Below are 17,703 nucleotides of genomic sequence, written 5' to 3' on the forward strand. Positions count from 1 at the left end.
AGGGCTTATTGCCCCTTCACATGCACCCGCTTGCCGCCGATCCACGTTTCCAGCACCTGCGTCTCCCGAATGTCCGCAGGCCGTGCGGTGGAAATATCCCGGTCGATCAGCAGGAAGTCGGCCCGCTGTCCCGGCACCAGACTGCCGAAACGCTTTTCTGCAAATCCGGCAAAGGCCGCCTGGCGCGTAAAGCCATCGAGCGCCGCGTCGAACCCAACCCGCTGCGTCGGCATCCACCCGCCCATCGGTTCGCCCTTGGCATCCTCGCGGCTCATGGCGACGGCTATGCCTGCAAAGGGATTGGGGCTTTCGACCGGTACGTCCGATCCGAAGGCCAAGGGCACGCGATTGTCGAGCATCGCTCCCCACGCATAGGCGCCGCCCAGCCGCGCTTCGCCCAGCCGTGCGGTGGCCATACGCCAGTCGGACGCTTCATGGACCGGCTGCATCGACGCGACGATGCCGAACTGGGCAAAGCGCGGCAGATCGGCCGGGCTGACAATCTGGGCGTGTTCAATGCGCCAGCGCCGGTCGCCCTTGTAGGTTTCGGACAATTCCTGGATCGCATCCAATATTTCGCTATTGGCCGCATCGCCGATCGCATGGGTGGCGATCTGGAAATTGTCCATCGCGGCGCGGCTCATCACATTGCGCAATTGCGTCGCCGAAATCATCGGCAGCCCGCGTTGCCCCGGCGCATCGGCATAGTCGGCCTTCAGCCACGCCCCGCGTGACCCAAGCGCGCCGTCCAGCACCAGCTTGATGCCGCCCAGCCGCAGCCGGTCGTCATACAGCCACTGCGTCGGCTCCGGCCCGGCGATCAGCGTCATATTGTCGAGACCCGCCGCATAGGCCATGATCCGCACCCGCAGCGCCCCGCGATCGGCCGAGCGGCGGAACGCCTGCCAGTCCTCGATGCTCGTGCCCATGTCGGCAATGCCAGTGACGCCCATCGCCAGCAAAGCGCGCTGCGCCTTTTCCAATGCGATGTCCCGATCCTTGGGTGCAGGCGCAGGTACGACCTTCTCGATCAGCGCCATCGCCTGATCCACGAACACGCCCGCAGGTTTGCCCGCCGCCATCTCGATCCGGCCGCCTGTGGGTGATTTGGTCGCGGCCGTCACGCCCGCCGCGCGGATCGCCGCGCTATTGGCCCAGCCCGCATGGCCATCGACGCGCGAGAGCCATACCGGAATATCACCGACCGCGGCGTCCAGTTCGGCGGCCGTCGGAAAGCGGCCCAAGCCCCATTGTTCCTGGTTCCAGCCCGTCCCGATGATCCATTTGCGCCCCGGACTGGCCTGCGCATAGGCACGGATCTTCGCCTGCGCCTCTTCGAGCGACTGTGTGTCCGACAGGTCCAGCGTGATGAGCGACAGGCCAAAGCTCATGACATGGCCATGCGCGTCGATCATGCCCGGCACTAGAGTCTTGCCGCCCGCGTCCAGCTTGAACGACAGCCCCTTGGGCGGCTGCGGCCAGGGCTGGCCGCGCTTCGGTTTCTTGGGCTTCTTATATTCCGGTTCCTGATGGCGGCCCGGAATCAGCCTCTCGACCTTGCCCTCATCATCGATCAGCAGCGCGCCAAAGCGCACGACCTTGCCAGTGGGATCGACCGCAATGCCATTCACATTGTCGATGACGCCGGACGCGAGCGCAGGGAAGGGGAGGGCGGCAATCAGCCCCAGACCCAACACCCCAAATCCGTTCGCCCTGAGCCTGTCGAAGGGTCTTTCTTTCTTCGATCGAGGTGCAGACAGAAAGGCAGCTTCGACAAGCACAGCCCGAACGGACGTTGGGGCAATATTCACGCCTTGATAATCCGTCGCACCAGCGCGCTGGTATCCTGCCGATGGCCACCCATCGCCTGCACATCGGCGTAGAATTGATCGACCATCGCCGTCACCGGCAACGTCGCGCCATTCGCTCGCGCTTCCTCCAGCGCCAGCCCCAGATCCTTGCGCATCCAATCCACCGCGAAGCCGAAATCGAAACTGTCCTGCGCCATCGTCTTCCATCGATTATCCATCTGCCAGCTTTGCGCCGCGCCGCCCGAAATCGCTTCGAACACGGTGTTGAGGTCGAGTTCGGCCGCCTGCGCAAAGCGCATCGCTTCCGCCAGACCCTGCAATACGCCCGCAATGCAGATTTGGTTCACCATCTTGGTCGTCTGGCCCGCGCCAGCACCGCCGACATGGACGATCCGCGCGGCATAGGCCTGCATCACAATCTTCGCCGCCGTCACGGCCGGCTCGGTGCCCCCACACATGATCGACAACCGGCCATTCTCCGCCCCGGCCTGTCCGCCCGATACCGGCGCATCGACACTATGGATGCCCCGGCTTTCGCCTTCGACGAACAATTGCCGGGCGATCCGCGCGGAAACGGTGGTGTGGTCGATGAACAGGCTGCCCGGCTTCATCGTGCGGAACGCGCCTTCGCGGCCCAGCGTTACCTGGCTCAGATCATCGTCGGTGCCGACGCAACTGATCACGATCTCCGCCTCTTCCGCCGCCTTGGCCGGGCTGGTCGCGACCGTCCCGCCATAGGCTTCGGCCCAGCTTTTCGCCTTGCCGATGGAACGGTTGTAAACGGTCAGGCTGTGTCCGGCCTTGGCCAGATGTCCTGCAACCGGGCCGCCCATGACGCCCAGGCCGATAAACGCGATGTTAGCCATATGCCTCGTAGGATAAGTGCTTGGCGACCAGCCATAGGGGCAGTTTTCCGACAGTGCCAGTTTCTTCCACCGCAATTTTGCGTTAGGGCGCGACCATATGAACACGCTTGCCAAGATCGAGAGCGCCCCGCCGCTGCCCATCACCGTCGATGACGTGCTTGCCGCGCGCACTCGCATTGCCGGGGCGATCGTCAAGACGCCGACGCTGATCAGCCAGACGCTCTCGCAAATGCTGGGCTGCAACGTCTATCTCAAATTCGAGAATCTCCAGTTCACCGCCGCTTACAAGGAGCGCGGTGCGCTCAATCGCCTGCTGCAATTGGATGAAGCCTCGAAGACCAAGGGCGTGATCGCCGCGTCCGCGGGCAACCATGCACAGGGCCTTGCCTATCATGGCAAGCGGCTGGGCGTCCCCGTGACCATCGTCATGCCGCTGACCACCCCGATCATCAAGGTGACACAGACGCGCGGCCATGGCGCGACGGTCGTGCAATATGGCGAGAAGTTCGATGACGCCTACGCCCATGCGCGCTTGCTGGAGGTGGAGCAGGGGCTGACCTTCATCCATCCTTTCGACGAGCCGGACATCATGGCAGGGCAGGGCACGGTCGCGCTCGAAATGCTGGAGGATGCGCCGGAAATCGACACGCTGATCATCCCGATCGGCGGCGGCGGCCTGTTTTCCGGCATGGCAACGGCAGCGCGGGCGATGAAGCCGGACATCCGTTTGATCGGCGTGCAGGCGGAACTCTATCCGTCGATGTACGACTATATCAAGGGCGAACATCTGCCCTGCGACGGCGATACGTTGGCGGAGGGGATCGCGGTCAAGCAGCCGGGCGACAACACCCGTCTCGTGGTCGAACGGCTGGCGGACGACATGCTGCTCGTCACCGAACGGCGGCTGGAAGAAGCGCTCAGCCTGTTGCTCCAGATCGAAAAGACCGTGGTCGAAGGGGCCGGGGCCGCCGGTCTCGCCGCGCTGCTGACCTATCGCGAACAATTTGTCGGGCGCAATGTCGGCCTCGTGCTGACCGGCGGCAATATCGACACGCGGCTGCTCGCCAACGTCCTGCTGCGCGATCTCGCCCGGTCGGGACGGCTCGCGCGGCTGCGCATCATCCTGCAGGATCGGCCCGGCGCGCTGTTCCATGTCGCCCGCATCTTCGATCAGGAAGCGGTCAACATCCTCGAACTGGCGCATCAGCGGATCTTCACCAACCTGCCGGCCAAGGGCTTGAGCCTCGACGTCGAGTGCGAGACGCGCGATCGCGCCCATCTCCAGCGGCTGATCGCCGCGCTCGGCGAAGCAGGCTATGAGGTCGCGCCGATCGAGGTTGCCTGACGGGCTGCAACCTTTTGTTAATATTTCGTGGTAAACGCCCTTTTCACGCGCGCATGGGGTCGGCATAGTCTGCGCATGACCCATATACGGCACAGCGATGAACAGGATAGAGGCGCGTGACCGCACCTTTCCGTTTCCCCCGCTTTTTCGTGACCAACCCCTCGCCCTGTCCCTATCTGCCGGGACGGAGCGAGCGTAAGGTGTTCACGGAATTGAGCGGCGACAATGCTGCCGAACTCAATGACGCTTTGGGCCGCATCGGCTTTCGCCGCAGCCAGAATGTCGCCTACCGCCCCAGTTGCGCTGATTGCACTGCCTGCGTCTCGGTCCGGGTCGTCGCCAGTGAGTTCAAGCCCAACGCGACCCAGCGCAAGCTCATCCGCCGCAACAGCGACTTGGTCGTCACTGCCTGCAAGCCCTGGTCCACCGAAGAACAATTCGCCCTGCTCCAGCGCTATCTCAGCGCGCGGCATCCGGGCGGCGGCATGACGGAAATGGACGAGATGGACTTTGCCGACATGGTCGAACAGACCCCGGTCGACAGCCATATCATCGAATATCGCGAGCCCGGCGTCGATGGGCGCGTCGGTCGGCTGGTTGGCGCCTGCCTGACCGATCGGCAGGGCGATGGCCTGTCGATGATCTACAGCTTCTTCGATACCGAAATCGACTATCGGCCGGGCCTCGGCAATTTCATCATCCTCGACCATATCCTTCGCGCCGGGTCGGCGGGCCTGCCCTATGTCTATCTGGGCTATTGGGTCGAGGGGTCGCAGCGGATGCAATATAAGGTCCGCTACCGCCCGCTCGAAAAGCTCACCCGCAGCGGTTGGACCCGCTTCGATCCTGATGAGCAGGTCGAGGCCATTCGTGGCGTGGTCGCGCGCGATGAACCGCCCTTGCCGGTCGAACTGGCAGCCATCTTCCGCAAATAGATGTAGGTCGGGGGCGGCGCTTACCGCCCCCAATGCGTCATCAGCAGGCGCAGGACCGGCGTGTGCGCCGCGTGGACCTGCGCACCGGCACGGTTTCCGTGACATAGCTGGTCGTGGTCGTCGTGGTCATGACGGGCTGCACCGTCACCGTGGTCACGACCGGCGCGGGATAATAATAGCCGCCCGAAACATAACCGCCCTGACCGCCTATGGGCGCGCCACCATGCGACCAATGCGGCGCACTGGCATAGGCTGGCGCGTCATAATCGACGCCTGCGCCACGGACATCGCCTTCGAACCGGCCTTCATAGGTGCCGGTGGTGCGGCGACCATCTTCGGTGGTCCAGGTGCCGGTCCAGCGCCCCTCATACTCATTGCTGCGGGTCACGCTGTCGTCGGCATAGCCATAGCCATCGTCATAGCTTGCACCGGGACGACGCGGCGGTGGGGCGTTGCGGCGCGGCGCATCCTCCGCCTTGTCGATCGCCATGCCAGCGACGGCCCCCACGCCTGCACCGATCAACGTGCCAGCCGTGCGATTGCCCCGCCCGGCAATGCGGTTGCCCGCGACTCCGCCGACGACGGCACCGATCGCGGCACCACCCACGCCATTGTCGCGGCGACGATCGTCATAAGTGCCGTTGTCGGGACCATAGCCGCCTTCGTAGCGATTCCAGTCGATATTGCTGCGGCTGTCATAGACCCGGCCATAGCGATCGGTCATCACTGCATCGTCATAATAGCGCGACCAGCCATAGCCATAGGCCGGGGCGGGCAGGCCATAGGCACCGTAATTGGCGATATAATAGGTCGGGCTGATCCAATATCGCGGCAGGACATAGCCATAGACTGGCCGACGATAGCCGTTCCAGCCACCCGGTGCGCGCCATCCCGCCACCCAGCGGCCGTTATGGCGCTGGCCCCAACGCTGGCCGCCATTCCAATGCTGGCCAGGGCGAACCCCATGCGCGCCGGGCTGGCGCACTTCACCGGCGAGCGCGGGGCTGCCCGCCGCCGTCAGCGCGACGGCTGTGCCCAAAAGGAAGAGGCCGGATATCCGCATGGTTAACGCTCCCTGTTTTCCGGCGCGCGAAGACGCGCGCGCAGATCAAAATGCTAACGCTCCGTCTAGCATGATGATCCGCCGCTATCCATCAGCGGGACGGGGGATTCCTGTCCCGAAACGGGTCGGAACGGGCTATCGGCATGGGAAAGACGGTTAACCGGTCAGCCGACCCGCGCCGCGATCACCGCGACCAGCGCTTCCAGCCCGGCAGTATCATCCGAGTCGAACCGCGCGGGTTTGGGGCTGTCGAGATCCAGCACGCCGACCACCCGCCCGTCGCGCAGGATCGGCACGACGATTTCCGACGCGCTGGCCGCGTCGCAGGCGATATGGCCCGGAAAAGCGTGGACATCCTCCACCAACTGCGTCTCCCCCGTCGCCGCCGCCGCGCCGCATACACCCCGACCCATCGGAATGCGGATGCAGGCGGGCTTCCCCTGAAACGGCCCCAGCACCAGTTCGTCACCGACCAACCGATAAAACCCCGCCCAGTTCAGGTCCGGCAGAAACTGCCACAACAGCGCGGAAACATTGGCCATATTGGCCACGGAGTCCGGCTCGGCCCCTGTCAACGCATCGGCGGCGGACAGCAGGTCGGCATACAAGGTCGCCTTGTCGGCGGCGTCAGTGGGGGCGAAGTCATACATGGCGTTGATATAGGGCCGTCGGCGGCGAACGCCAAACGTTCTGGCGCTTATCTATAGGCCTGTCAGCTTCGAGGATGCACAGCCTGTTTCTTTGAGATAGCTGCCTATCGCGTCCATCCGTCTGGTCGTCGTGGACCTCTCGATTTCTGCTTCCTTGACACCAGCACGGACGAAATCGGCGCGATCAAAAACCTCTACACGATAACCTTGGCACAGATCAGGAACCGTTCCCGGATCCAGATGCGCCATACTCATGATGATAGGTTTGCGGACCATTCCACCGTCGATACGTACGACATCCTGTCCGAAGACGCTGCCGCGGGCGTCGACAAGGACAACGTCCGCTTTACGTGCAACAATGGCGGCATGGGCACGCGCATGAGGCGCAACGAAACGGTAGATCATCGCCGCTTGTGCCATCATCAACACCAGCGCCAGCACGCAACTTTGCAGCACCGGTCGGAGTGTCGAATGAACCGTATGACGGTCAGCCCATCCTCGGCCGGCAAGTAGGCAAAAAGGTCCGATATAGCCGTGAAGATAACGATAGCCCCAACCAAGCCCCTGATGAACGGTAAGTAGCATGCCGACAAGACAGCCGGCTGCTAGCGCCAGAAACAGCAAATTCGGGTATGTCGCAGCTTTGCCTTTACAAAAGCCTTTTGCTGCGCTCCGTGCCCCCAAGAGTGACAGTGGAAGGAGGAGAGCGTTGTTCCAAGCAAAGAAGCGTGGAATGTAGATGAGGGGATCAAGGCTATGCAGTCGCGGCGAAATGCTTGCATTTTGGGATCCCGCCCCAGAGAGCGGAATGTCCAGCGAATGTGCCAGCAATAGTGGATAGAATTTAAGCCAAAATATGATGAAAATACTATAGCTTACTGCGTAGATGGCAGACAGTAACCAGCGGCGTTGATATAAAAGAATGATGAGAACTGGCCCCGCGAACAAGGCATGGAACTGAACCTTATGCAGGCCAAGGGCAATTGCGCCCACCAAAATCGCTCCCGCGTGCGCCAAGGGTCTGTCCGCCACAAACAGAGCCAACCATAGTAAATTCAGGGCGAAATGTGCGGTCATGGCGTAGGGTGTCATGGCGTTGAAAAGCAACTGTCCCGACGTCAGCGCTAACAGCATCACAACGATCCGAGAATCCCGTCGGGCCGGCAGGAGGATTCCCGAAACATGCCAGAGGGCGGCCAACCCGACCAGCAGCAACAATGGCTGGGAAAGTGCCGGGTCCGCCACCAGCGACACCAACGCTTCGAAGAGCGCAGATCCCGGTAGATAAATCGAAATCCAGTATCGCTCGCCACCGATAGGGTGTTGAAATTCGGGCAACATTGCACCGCGGAACGCACGCCACTCAGGGGGAATGGCGATACCCATCTCGCCCCGCGCTATATAGTTTGCCGCCAGTCGCGCCAGGTCTTCGTCGCGCGACAGTGCGTAGCCCTGCATCAACCAATAATGACCGATCCATGCGATGCCTGCCATGACCAGCATGGCGCAGGCCAACGTTCCGGGTTGGCTAAGTAATTGCTTCCTCGTCGCTTCGTTCTGCCATCTGACCAGCATCAGGAAGCCGATCATCAGAGCAGCGACTGGAACATCTTGCGTGAGGAAGAAATATTGGGGCTGGCTTACGCTAGAGCTGGATGTGGCAAATAGAATGGCCAAAGCCATCCAAATCGCGGCGGGTACGGCAAACCAGCGTAGCCTCACCATTTTGTTCGGCGCAGAGCCATATGTTCCGCTCAAACAGATCGTCGACGCCATCTCCTGCCCCTTCAAGGACGGCATAACCGAAAAATGGTTAATATGAACTTGATGTCAGAGGTCGCGAACCTTGCCACGCCCTTGCTTGACCGTACTGCGCGCCTTCTTGGAATCCACCCGCCGTGCCTTGGCGGCTTTGCCCGGCTTGGTCGCTATACGGCGGGCGTCGCGCTGGTGGGCTTTGGCGATCATCTCGGCCAGCCGTTCGCGCGCATCCTGACGATTGGCACCCTGGGTGCGGAAGCGTGAGGCCTCGATGATAATCTCGTTGCCCGATGTCAGCCGCGATCCGGCCAGTTCCCTGATCTTGCGATAGGCATGGGGCGGCAGGCCGAGCCGGAACAGGTCGACGCGCAACTGCACCGTCGTCGCCACCTTGTTGACATTCTGTCCGCCCGGACCGCCCCCGGTGATGAAGCGCTCTTCCAGCGCATCATCGGGAATCTCAAATCCCGGCATCGTCCAGCAGCTCCGGGCCAAAACCGGCGGCGGCAAAGGTCGCGGGCAGGGGGGCCGTCGCCTCCGCCGCAGGCTTTTCGCCGCGCGCGATGCTCAGGAACCGGCTGTGCAGCAACATCGGCACGCCGCCCTCGCCATAGACCGGGTCGCCGACGATCGGAAAGCCCAGCCCGTGCAGCGCATGAACGCGAATCTGATGCGTGCGCCCGGTGCGCGGGGTGAAGGCGATCAGCGACCGGCCGTCCTTCTCGGCAATCTTGCGCCATTCGGTGATGGCGACCTTGCCCGCCTTGGCCGGGATCATGCGCCAGCCTTCCTCGGCGGTACTGACCTTCTTGAGCGCCAGTTCGATAAGGCCGGTATCCTCCGCTGGCACGCCCTCGATCACCGCAACATAGCGTTTGGCGACGGTGCCAGCCTCGAACGCCTGGGCGAAGCGTTTATGCGCCTTGGGGTTGCGCGCCAGCAGCAGGCAGCCGCTGGTGTCGCGGTCGAGCCGATGGACCGGCAGCGGCCAACGCTGGAAACCGAAGGTCAGCGACTGAAGATGATTTTCCAGCGCGATCGACCCATCGCGCGGCGCATCGACCGGCAGCCCGGCAGGCTTGTCGAGAATGAGGGCTTCGCCATCGATGAACAAAACATGGTCGGTAAGCAGGGACAAAAGGGGAATCCGATCGGGGCAGCAAGGGGTGTGGAATTGACGCGCGCGTCGCTTCCTATAGGCGGTGGGGCCGATGGAACATAGTGGGGAAAATAGCGGGGGTGCCGCGACACCATCGCCGGGTCGGCTGGACTGGGTGGATGTCGCACGCGGCATCGGCATCATCGCCGTCGTCGTCGGCCATGTGTGGACGCGCGGACCTGTGCGCCACGCCATGTACAGCTTTCACATGCCGCTCTTTTTCCTGCTATCGGGCATGCTCTCGCGCCCGCAGCCGATCATTCCCTTCGCCCGGCGGCAGTTGTTCAGCCAGATGCGACCCTATTTTCTGTTCCTCGCGCTGGTGATCGCGGCCGATCAGATCATCGAACCACTCAAGGGCAATCGACCGATCTTTCGCGACTGGCCGCAGGACATCGGACCGCTCCTGCTGGGCGGTTCATGGCTCGCTGGCCCCTTCATCATCTTCTGGTTCGTGCCCTGCCTGATGGTGGCCCGCATCCTTTTCAACGCCTTGTCGTGCCGATGGCCCGACCCGCTCACGCGCCGTTGGGGATTGGCGATGCTGCCCATCCTGCTCGTCGCCTATGCGTCCGGCCATATCACCCGCTTGTCGCCGCTCGGCCTGTTGACGGTGCCGATGGCTTTCGTGCTGCTTTGGGTGGGGGCGGCGTGGCACCGTGTCGGCTGGCGAGGGTGGATGATGATACCCTTCTTGTCGCTCTCCGTGGCGGGTCTGAGCGGCCTTCTGCCGTCGCTGAATATGCGAACGGCTGATTATGGCTGGCCATTGGCGTCGATGGGAGCGGCCATCGCGACGTCGTTTTTGATCTTCAAACTGTCGGTAACGATCGCGCCCCACGCCGCGCCGCTCGCGGCGATAGGGCGAGGATCATTGACGATCATGTATCTCCATGTGCCGCTGATCCACTATCTGTCGCCCTATATGGACAAGCTGCCGCTGCTTGCTCTGGCCCTGTCCGCGCCTTTCGCACTGGACCGGCTTATCCGCCTCTCTCAACGCGCAACCCGCTGGCTGCTGTAGCGGAAAGCAAAAAGGGGCCGATGCACAGTCCCGGTGCATCGACCCCTGCGGCGTGCCGTAATCTTCGTGCGACACAAAGTCTCGGCAGTCCACACCTCTAGACGGGGCGGTCGGCGATCAACCGTGCAGCTTGATCGCGGTTTCCGCGATACGGCGCCCCTGATAGCGCGCGCCGTCCAGTTCTTCTTCGCTGGGCTGACGGCTGCCATCGCCATCGGCCAACGTCGTCGCGCCATAGGGCGATCCGCCGCGCACCTTGTCTACGCCCATTTGGCCCTGGAACCCATAGTCGAGGCCCACGATCGTCATGCCGAAATGCAGCAGGTTGGTGATGATCGAAAATAGCGTCGTTTCCTGCCCGCCATGCTGGCTCGCGGTCGAGGTGAAGGCACCGCCGACCTTGCCATTGAGCGCGCCGCGCGCCCACAGGCCACCCGCCTGGTCGAGGAACGCCGCCATCTGGCTCGACATGCGGCCAAAGCGCGTGCCGGTGCCGATGATGATCGCGTCATAATCGGCCAGTTCCGCAACGGTGGCGACCGGTGCGTCCTGATCCAGCTTGAAATGCGCGTTCTTGGCGACCTCCAGCGGTGCGGTTTCGGGCACGCGCTTGATATCGACCTGCGCGCCAGCGGCGGCTGCGCCTTCGGCCATGGCCTTCGCCATCGTTTCGATATGACCGTAGGAAGAATAATAGAGAACCAGAACCTTAGCCATGATGCGTCTCCTTATTGAGGGGATTGAAAGGGGTGCCGCCCGCACGAGGGAGAGGCGCGGGCGGCGGGCCGATCCGTCCAAGAAGGGAATGGACGGATCGACCAAAGTTACAGGCTGTCCACCAGGACGATTTCGGCGTCCTCATGGGCCGTGATGGTGATGGGCTGGCCGCCGATAATGGCCGCGCCGTCCCGTGCTTCGAACGTCTGTCCATCGATCTCGATCCGACCCGTCGCCGGGACGAGATAAAGGTGACGACCCTCCGCACTGTCATAGGTCACGCTCGTCCCGGCCTTGATCGTTCCGCCCAGCAAGCGGGCATCGGCGCGGATGCGTAGCGCTTCCTTATCCTCGTCATAGCCGCTGGCGAGAACGACCAGTTTGCCCGACCGATCGCCGCGCGGGAAAGGCTTGGCACCCCAGCTTGGGGAACCGCCGCGCGCGCGCGGAATGACCCAGATCTGGAAGAGGGTGGTGGTTTCATCCTCCAGATTATATTCGGCGTGACGGATGCCTGTGCCCGCCGACATCACCTGGACATCACCCGCTTCCGTGCGGCCTTTGTTGCCCAGGCTGTCCTGATGCGTGATCGCGCCGGTGCGGACATAGGTGATGATTTCCATGTCGGCATGGGGGTGCGGCGGAAAGCCCGAACGCGGGCCGATCTCATCATCATTCCACACCCGGATCGCGCCCCAGTGCATCCGGTCTTCGTCATGATAATCGGCGAAGGAAAAATGATGGCGCGCATTCAGCCAGCCATGATTGGCATGACCGAGTGAGGCGAAGGGGCGGCGCTCGATGCGGCTCGCTGTGGTCGTGTTCATATGCTCTGCCTTTCGGTTTCGAACTCAATAGTTCGGGTGCCTTTTGACCAAGCGCCGGAGGTTCCGGCTTGCTTTCCGCCAATCTAGTCATCAGTATCGTTTCTGAAACAAGCAGCATCGAAACGGATTGTTTCCCTATGCGATTACCGGATTTTGAGGCCTGGGCGATGTTCGCCGCCGTGGTCGAACATCGCAGCTTCACCGACGCAGCCAAGGCACTCAGCGTATCCAAGGCGACCGTGTCCAAGGCGGTGACGCGGTTGGAAGAGCATCTCGACACCAGCCTGTTCAACCGCACCAGCCGTCGCCTGGCCTTGACCGAGAGCGGCAAGCGGCTCGCCGATCATGCCCATCGCATCATGGCCGAAGGGCAGGCGGCGGAGGAAGCGGCGCGCGACGAAACGGCGGAACTATCGGGCGTCGTGCGATTGGGCGCGCCGATGACCTTCGGCCTGCTCCGCATCGCGCCGCTGGTTGCGGAATTTACCAAGACCCATCCGCTGGTCGATGTCGACCTGCACTTGTCGGACGCGCATATCGACATCGTGGAAATGGGTCTGGACGCGACCATCCGCATTGCCGACATGCCCGACAGTTCGCTGCGCGCCCGGCGGTTGGCGGACGTGACGCTGCATCTGGTCGCATCGCCCGCCTATCTGGCGGAGCGTGGCACGCCGCAGCATCCGTCCGATCTCGGCGCGCATGACTGTATCTGCTACGCCAATGAAGCGACGCCCGACGTCTGGCGTTTCGCGGGGCCGGGGCAGCAGAATGTCGTGGTGCAGGTCCGCTCGCGCATCACCGTCAACAGCGGCGAAGCCATGCTGCCTGCGCTGCGCTTGGGCGTGGGCATTTCGCGCCTGCCGGACTTCATTGTCGGCGACGCGCTCGCAGCGGGCGAGTTGGAAGAGCTATTGGTGGACTGGCGCCCGGCCCCCTTTGGCCTGCATCTTGTCACGCCGCCATCGCGCCTGCGTCCGGCGCGGGTCGAAGCCTTGCTCGACTTCATTACCCAACATCACGCCTGCTGATATTTGTTACGAACATGAATCTACATTGACTGCGCATGAATCGTTTCGGCCTCAACGCTTTGTAAATGGATTCGTTTTTATACGACTCGCGGTTTTCTGCGGGTTAGCAATAAATTAACCTTTGTCGTTCAGAAGTTTTTTGGTTAATGAATTGGAGCAGTAGCCGTTCTGGTGGGGTGAACGGACCTGCGACGCAAAGGGGCTTCACATGCGCGTGCTGCTGATTGAGGACGAACCGACGACGGCCAAGGCGATCGAGCTGATGCTCACGACCGAAGGCTTCAACGTCTATACCACCGATTTGGGCGAAGAAGGCCTCGATCTGGGCAAGCTCTATGATTACGACATCATCTGTCTCGACCTGAACCTGCCCGACATGCACGGCTATGACGTGCTTAAGAAGCTGCGCGCTGCCAAGGTGCAGACGCCGGTCCTGATCCTGTCGGGTGTCGCCGAAATGGACAGCAAGGTCCGCTCCTTCGGCTTTGGTGCCGATGATTATGTGACCAAGCCGTTCCACCGCGAGGAACTGATCGCCCGTATCCATGCCGTGGTGCGCCGGTCCAAGGGCCATTCGCAGTCGGTCATCCGCACTGGCAAGCTCTCGGTCAATCTCGACGCCAAGACCGTGGAAGTGGACGGCAACCGCGTCCATCTGACCGGCAAGGAATATGCGATGCTGGAGCTGTTGTCGCTCCGCAAGGGCACGACGCTGACCAAGGAAATGTTCCTCAACCATCTCTATGGCGGGATGGATGAGCCGGAACTCAAGATCATCGACGTCTTCATCTGCAAGCTGCGCAAGAAACTGGCGCTGGCGTGCAGCGGCGACAATTATATCGAGACGGTCTGGGGCCGTGGCTATGTGCTGCGCGACCCGGATGAAGTGCTGGAGGAACAGGCCAAAGTCGCCTGACGCTTCACGCGGCAAGCCCAGTTTCACGGGGGTGGAAAGGCCGGTGGTCCGCACGGATCGCTGGCCTTTTTCGTTGTCGCGGGGCTCGGGACTGCCATAATGACCTCTCGTAACAATAAGTAGCGAAGGAGAGGGCATGACTACCCGCCATCTGATCGACCCGGAAATCGCGCCGGTGCTGGACCTGTTACCGGAACTCGACCTGCGCCCGGAAACGCTGCCCACGATCCGCGCTGGAATGGCATCGCCAGTCGACTATCCGGGGCCAGTGGCAGTTCCCCGCATTCGCGCCGTGCCCGGCCGCGACGGCGCACCTGACGTGCCACTTCATATCTTCAACGCCGATCCCGCCCGGCCGGGACGCCCCGCCATTCTGCACATCCATGGCGGCGGCATGATCCTGGGGACGGCCGACATGGCGAGCCGGTCGATCGGGCCGTTGGCGGAGGCGATGGGCTTCGTGGCTGCGTCGGTCGAGTATCGGCTGGCACCCGAAACCCCGTTTCCGGGACCGCAGGAGGATTGCTACGCCGCGCTCGAATGGCTCGTGGCGCAGGCCGATAGTCTGGGGATCGACCCGCAGCATATCGTGGTCATGGGCGAAAGCGCGGGCGGAGGGCTCGCCGCGGCGCTCGCGCAGATGGCGCGTGACCGGGGCGACATCGCGCTGGCGGGCCAGATCCTCATCTACCCCATGCTCGATCACCGCACCGGCGGCCCGGACTGCCGCTGGCGTTCGCGCAGCGCGGGAGAATTTGTCTGGACGCCCACGTCCAACCAGTTTGGCTGGAATGCGCTGCGCGGCGATTATAGCTGCGATGATGTGCGTCGGGGTTGGTTCTCGCCCGCGCTCGCCGATGATCTGTCGGGCTTGCCGTCCACCTATCTATCCGTTGGGGCGCTCGACCTCTTCATCGACGAAGATCTGGATTATGTCAGGCGACTGGCGGGGGCCGGGGTGCCGGTGGAGTGCCATGTCTATCCCGGCGCGATCCACGGGTTCGACATGATGGCCACCGCGCGGGTCACGCAGCAGGCGCAGCGCGACCTGACGGCAGCCATCCGGCGGCTGCTCAACCTGTCCTGATCCGTCGGCGCAGACGGCATCAGCCGGTGTGGAGCGTCCAACGCGCGGCGCCCTGCAGCCCCAGCGCGGTCAGGCGCCCGCTGCGATAGGCGCCCGTGTCGATGCCGATGCGATTCTCCTGCTCGTCCACATCCCCGCTGATGCTGTGGCCATGCACAACCATGTGCGGATGAGGCCCTATATGATCCAGGAAATCACGGCGTATCCAACGCAGGTCGGACGATTTTTGCGCCTCGATCGCTATGCCGGGGCGGATGCCGGCATGAACGAACAGATAGTCGCCCACGTCGGTCCAGTCCGGCAGGGCGCCTAGAAAATCGACATGGCCGCGCGGCACATGATGCAGCATCCAATCGACAATATCCTGATCGGTCATCACGGCAAAGACGTCCGGCGCAAGGCCATAGCTTTCCAGCGTCTGTTCGCCGCCCATGCGCCGGAAGGTCGGAATCACCCGTATGTCGCCCCGCGCTGCGGCGATGAACAATTCCTCATGATTGCCCTGAAGGCAGCGCACGTCGCCGCCTGACCCGACCAGCGCCATCACCCGTTCGATTACGGCGCGGGAGGAAGCACCTCGGTTCATCAGGTCGCCCAGGAAGATGAGGATGGGCTTTGCCGGACCGCGCGCCGCATCGTCCTGCCAGATCATGCCGAGCAGGGCATCGAGCAGGTCTGCCCGGCCATGGACATCGCCGATCGCATAGACACGGCGATCCTCACCCACGCTGGGTGGCATCCTGTCCGCTGGCGCAGCGGCACGCCGCGGCCATATTCGCCACCATGTCATGCGATGCAATGTCGCACGGCGTCAGAGCTTGGGCAATGTCACGCCCTGCTGCCCCATATATTTGCCCGCCCGGTCGGCATAGCTGACCTCGCACGGCTCATTGCCTTGAAGGAACAGGAACTGGCACGCGCCTTCATTGGCGTAGATTTTGGCGGGCAGGGGGGTGGTGTTGGAAAATTCCAGCGTCACATGCCCCTCCCAGCCCGGCTCCAGCGGGGTGACGTTCACGATGATGCCGCACCGCGCATAGGTGGATTTGCCGAGGCAGATTACCAGCACGTCGCGCGGCACGCGGAAATATTCGACCGTCCGCGCCAGCGCGAAGCTGTTGGGCGGAATGATGCAGCAGTCGGTCTTGCGATCGACAAAGCTGTTGGTATCGAAATTCTTGGGGTCGACGATGGTGCTGTCAATATTGGTGAAGATCTTGAACTCGTCCGCCACCCGCGCATCATAGCCATAGGAGGACAGGCCGTAACTGATGCAGCCGTCGCGCTTCTGGCTCTCCACGAACGGCTCGATCATGCCGGTGGAGAGGGCTTTGTCGCGAATCCATTTGTCGGAAAGAATGGCCATGATGGTCTTTTCAGCTTTTCCTGATGGGGGTGATGCCCAGATCGGCGGGGCCGAAGGCGTGGGGAAGAAGATCGGCGATGCGATGTTCGGTGACGCGGCTGCCTGACGGCGTGGCGCAATAGATGGCGATGGCGCGGCCCGCCATCTGTTCGGCCTCGTTCATCACCTGGCGGCACCGGCCGCAAGGGGTGACCATGGCTTCCTCGGTCGCGTCCATCGCCCCGCCGACCACGGCGATCGCGGCGACATCGGCAAAGCGACCCTGCGCATTGACGGTCGCCAGCGCCACCGTCTCTGCACAGAGCGACAGGCCATAGCTCGCATTTTCGAAATTGCAGCCAGTCACGATGCTGCCATCGGTCAATCGCACCGCCGCCCCCACCGCAAAGCGGCTATAGGGCGCATGGGCATGGGCCATCGCCCCGCGCGCGGCGGCGATCAGCAGCGCCACATGATCATCCGTCTCGCTCATGGTGCCACCACATCCCATCTCACCGGCCCGTCGACGCCGTCGATATGCCGCATGTCGCTGGCTGTCCACATCACCCAGGGTCGCGTCGCATAATCGGGCGGAAAGAAATTGCCGTCGAGCCAGAGCGTGCGGTTGATACCCGAACCCACATCGTACAGCGCATCAAAATCCTCGGTGACGTTGAGCAGCACCGTCTTGCCCGCATGGCTTTCGACCAGATTGACCAGCGTATTGAGTTCCGACAGCACGAGATCACGCCCAGGCCGCGCGGTGCAACCGGGGTCGAACGCCAGCCGGATCACCGGGGGCAGCGCGGCATTGTCGCGCGGCACTGTCGTCACGAAGCGGGTCGCCTGATCGCTCGCCAGCCGACACAGGCTATAGTCGAGCATCGCGCCATAGCGCAGCCCCGCCGTCCGCGCCGCGCGCCAGTTCGCAGCGAACGCCGGATCGCGCCCGGCCGCGCCCCGCGCTGCGCGGATATAGGCGAAGTCCGCCCCCTGCGCCGCCAGCGTGCCCCATTCCACTACGCCATTGTCGGCGCTGATCGTCACGCCCTGCACCGGATATTGGTCCCGCGCGGGCGCCCAGCTGCGCGCATAGAGCCACAGCGCCAGCGCCAGTAGCGCGATGATCGCCAGTCCCACGCCCACGCGGACCAGCAGCCCCCCCA

General features: G+C 62.9%; 19 protein-coding genes. 6 read left to right on the forward strand and 13 right to left on the reverse strand.

Features of this window, described 5'->3' with window-relative positions; all coding sequences use genetic code 11:
- Positions 1-5 precede the first annotated feature (5 nt).
- Positions 6-1,694 (reverse strand): amidohydrolase, encoded by a 1,689-nt coding sequence (locus tag SxD43FB_RS00640; RefSeq protein ID WP_096060740.1) that lies wholly within the window; start codon positions 1,692-1,694, stop codon positions 6-8.
- A gap of 113 nt (positions 1,695-1,807) precedes the next feature.
- The gene (locus SxD43FB_RS00645) at positions 1,808-2,677 is read right to left on the reverse strand and encodes an NAD(P)-dependent oxidoreductase (RefSeq protein ID WP_096060562.1); all 870 of its coding nucleotides are present in this window, start codon (positions 2,675-2,677) and stop codon (positions 1,808-1,810) included.
- Positions 2,678-2,774: 97 nt separating this feature from the next.
- Here SxD43FB_RS00645 and SxD43FB_RS00650 point away from each other — a divergent pair, with 97 nt between their 5' ends.
- The gene (locus SxD43FB_RS00650; RefSeq protein WP_037477672.1) at positions 2,775-4,022 is read left to right on the forward strand and encodes a threonine ammonia-lyase; all 1,248 of its coding nucleotides are present in this window, start codon (positions 2,775-2,777) and stop codon (positions 4,020-4,022) included.
- Between the two features lie 116 nt (positions 4,023-4,138).
- Complete coding sequence (locus SxD43FB_RS00655) at positions 4,139-4,957, forward strand: arginyltransferase (RefSeq protein WP_096060563.1); 819 nt, start codon at positions 4,139-4,141, stop codon at positions 4,955-4,957.
- Positions 4,958-4,997: 40 nt separating this feature from the next.
- On the opposite strand, the gene SxD43FB_RS00660 is transcribed toward SxD43FB_RS00655, so the two are convergent.
- The 5 genes from SxD43FB_RS00660 to SxD43FB_RS00680 all read right to left on the reverse strand — a co-directional run bounded on the left by SxD43FB_RS00660 (position 4,998) and on the right by SxD43FB_RS00680 (position 9,569).
- Positions 4,998-6,020, reverse strand: a complete 1,023-nt coding sequence (locus SxD43FB_RS00660) for an RcnB family protein (RefSeq protein WP_096060564.1) — start codon at positions 6,018-6,020, stop codon at positions 4,998-5,000.
- Between the two features lie 164 nt (positions 6,021-6,184).
- Positions 6,185-6,670: a GAF domain-containing protein gene (locus SxD43FB_RS00665; RefSeq protein WP_096060565.1), complete on the reverse strand. Its 486-nt coding sequence runs from the start codon at positions 6,668-6,670 to the stop codon at positions 6,185-6,187.
- 51 nt (positions 6,671-6,721) lie between these two features.
- The gene (locus tag SxD43FB_RS00670) at positions 6,722-8,446 is read right to left on the reverse strand and encodes a hypothetical protein (RefSeq protein ID WP_141249439.1); all 1,725 of its coding nucleotides are present in this window, start codon (positions 8,444-8,446) and stop codon (positions 6,722-6,724) included.
- Between the two features lie 54 nt (positions 8,447-8,500).
- Positions 8,501-8,905: an alternative ribosome rescue aminoacyl-tRNA hydrolase ArfB gene (gene arfB, locus SxD43FB_RS00675; RefSeq protein WP_096060567.1), complete on the reverse strand. Its 405-nt coding sequence runs from the start codon at positions 8,903-8,905 to the stop codon at positions 8,501-8,503.
- Positions 8,892-9,569 (reverse strand): RNA pseudouridine synthase, encoded by a 678-nt coding sequence (locus SxD43FB_RS00680; protein WP_069066545.1) that lies wholly within the window; start codon positions 9,567-9,569, stop codon positions 8,892-8,894. Before SxD43FB_RS00680 ends, arfB begins: the two co-directional genes overlap by 14 nt.
- A gap of 73 nt (positions 9,570-9,642) precedes the next feature.
- Here SxD43FB_RS00680 and SxD43FB_RS00685 point away from each other — a divergent pair, with 73 nt between their 5' ends.
- On the forward strand, positions 9,643-10,614 hold the full coding sequence (locus tag SxD43FB_RS00685; protein ID WP_096060568.1) for an acyltransferase family protein: 972 nt from the start codon (positions 9,643-9,645) through the stop codon (positions 10,612-10,614).
- 117 nt (positions 10,615-10,731) lie between these two features.
- On the opposite strand, the gene wrbA is transcribed toward SxD43FB_RS00685, so the two are convergent.
- On the reverse strand, positions 10,732-11,331 hold the full coding sequence (gene wrbA / locus SxD43FB_RS00690; RefSeq protein WP_096060569.1) for an NAD(P)H:quinone oxidoreductase: 600 nt from the start codon (positions 11,329-11,331) through the stop codon (positions 10,732-10,734).
- A 107-nt stretch (positions 11,332-11,438) separates the two neighbouring features.
- Positions 11,439-12,158: a pirin family protein gene (locus SxD43FB_RS00695; protein ID WP_037476012.1), complete on the reverse strand. Its 720-nt coding sequence runs from the start codon at positions 12,156-12,158 to the stop codon at positions 11,439-11,441.
- A gap of 137 nt (positions 12,159-12,295) precedes the next feature.
- On the opposite strand from SxD43FB_RS00695, the gene SxD43FB_RS00700 reads away from it, so the two are divergent.
- From SxD43FB_RS00700 to SxD43FB_RS00710, 3 genes are all read left to right on the forward strand, one after another.
- The gene (locus SxD43FB_RS00700) at positions 12,296-13,189 is read left to right on the forward strand and encodes a LysR family transcriptional regulator (RefSeq protein WP_096060570.1); all 894 of its coding nucleotides are present in this window, start codon (positions 12,296-12,298) and stop codon (positions 13,187-13,189) included.
- Positions 13,190-13,397: 208 nt separating this feature from the next.
- Positions 13,398-14,105, forward strand: coding sequence for a response regulator transcription factor (locus SxD43FB_RS00705; RefSeq protein ID WP_043151297.1), 708 nt, complete (start codon positions 13,398-13,400; stop codon positions 14,103-14,105).
- Positions 14,106-14,241: 136 nt separating this feature from the next.
- Positions 14,242-15,192: an alpha/beta hydrolase gene (locus SxD43FB_RS00710; protein WP_096060571.1), complete on the forward strand. Its 951-nt coding sequence runs from the start codon at positions 14,242-14,244 to the stop codon at positions 15,190-15,192.
- A gap of 19 nt (positions 15,193-15,211) precedes the next feature.
- On the opposite strand, the gene SxD43FB_RS00715 is transcribed toward SxD43FB_RS00710, so the two are convergent.
- The 4 genes from SxD43FB_RS00715 to SxD43FB_RS00730 are packed head-to-tail and all read right to left on the reverse strand — an operon-like array spanning position 15,212 to position 17,695.
- Entirely contained in the window at positions 15,212-15,982 is a 771-nt protein-coding gene (locus SxD43FB_RS00715) for a metallophosphoesterase (RefSeq protein ID WP_096060572.1), read from the reverse strand.
- Positions 15,983-16,003: 21 nt separating this feature from the next.
- A complete protein-coding gene (gene dcd, locus SxD43FB_RS00720) occupies positions 16,004-16,558 on the reverse strand; it encodes a dCTP deaminase (RefSeq protein WP_069066552.1) in 555 nt (184 codons plus the stop codon).
- A gap of 10 nt (positions 16,559-16,568) precedes the next feature.
- Complete coding sequence (locus SxD43FB_RS00725) at positions 16,569-17,030, reverse strand: cytidine deaminase (protein WP_096060573.1); 462 nt, start codon at positions 17,028-17,030, stop codon at positions 16,569-16,571.
- The gene (locus SxD43FB_RS00730; RefSeq protein WP_096060741.1) at positions 17,027-17,695 is read right to left on the reverse strand and encodes a GH25 family lysozyme; all 669 of its coding nucleotides are present in this window, start codon (positions 17,693-17,695) and stop codon (positions 17,027-17,029) included. Before SxD43FB_RS00730 ends, SxD43FB_RS00725 begins: the two co-directional genes overlap by 4 nt.
- Positions 17,696-17,703 lie beyond the last annotated feature (8 nt).

The organism is Sphingobium sp. D43FB, from assembly GCF_002312805.1.
Taxonomy (GTDB): Bacteria; Pseudomonadota; Alphaproteobacteria; order Sphingomonadales; family Sphingomonadaceae; genus Sphingobium.